The sequence below is a fragment of the Oleiphilus sp. HI0086 genome (assembly GCF_001635225.1).
In genome coordinates, this window is the sequence record NZ_LWFZ01001168.1 from 1 (window position 1) to 537 (window position 537).

The 537-nt window shown below is 45.4% G+C and carries 1 protein-coding gene; it reads right to left on the minus strand.

Features of this window, described 5'->3' with window-relative positions; translation table 11 throughout:
• The coding region (locus A3756_RS20425; protein ID WP_231875594.1) for a methylmalonyl-CoA mutase family protein at positions 1–433 on the minus strand (433 nt) is incomplete at its 3' end.
• Between the last annotated feature and the right edge of the window lie 104 nt (positions 434–537).

Genomic DNA, 537 nt, shown 5'->3' on the forward strand with positions numbered 1-537 from the left:
CCAGGTACTCTTTGATCAAGTCATTTTGAGTCGTGCCTTTAAGCTGGCTAATATCTATGCCACGCTCTTCAGCTAAAGCAACATACAAAGATAATAACCACATGGATGTACCATTGATGGTCATCGAGGTGTTCATTTCCTCTAAAGGAATGTTATCGAATAGTACTGCCATGTCATCGAGTGAATTGATCGGCACGCCGACCTTGCCAATCTCGGGTTTCGCAATATCATGATCGGAGCTGTAACCACATTGCGTGGGGAGATCCATTGCAATACTTAAACCCGTCTGGCCTTTTGCCAGGTTATTACGGTAAAGCTCATTGGAGGCCCAAACATTGGTGTGTCCGGCGTAGGTTCTGAAAATCCACGGACGGTCTTTGCTCGGCTTATCTTCTTTATCGTAGATCAGATGCGCTTTATTTTGCTCACTCATGTTACTTCATTCCGATGTGGGTCGATTCCGAGAGTACTTGAGGCTCTGTCCTCGACACTGCATGTCGCTAGTTCAATGTTTATTAGAGATCGGTCAAAGCGTCT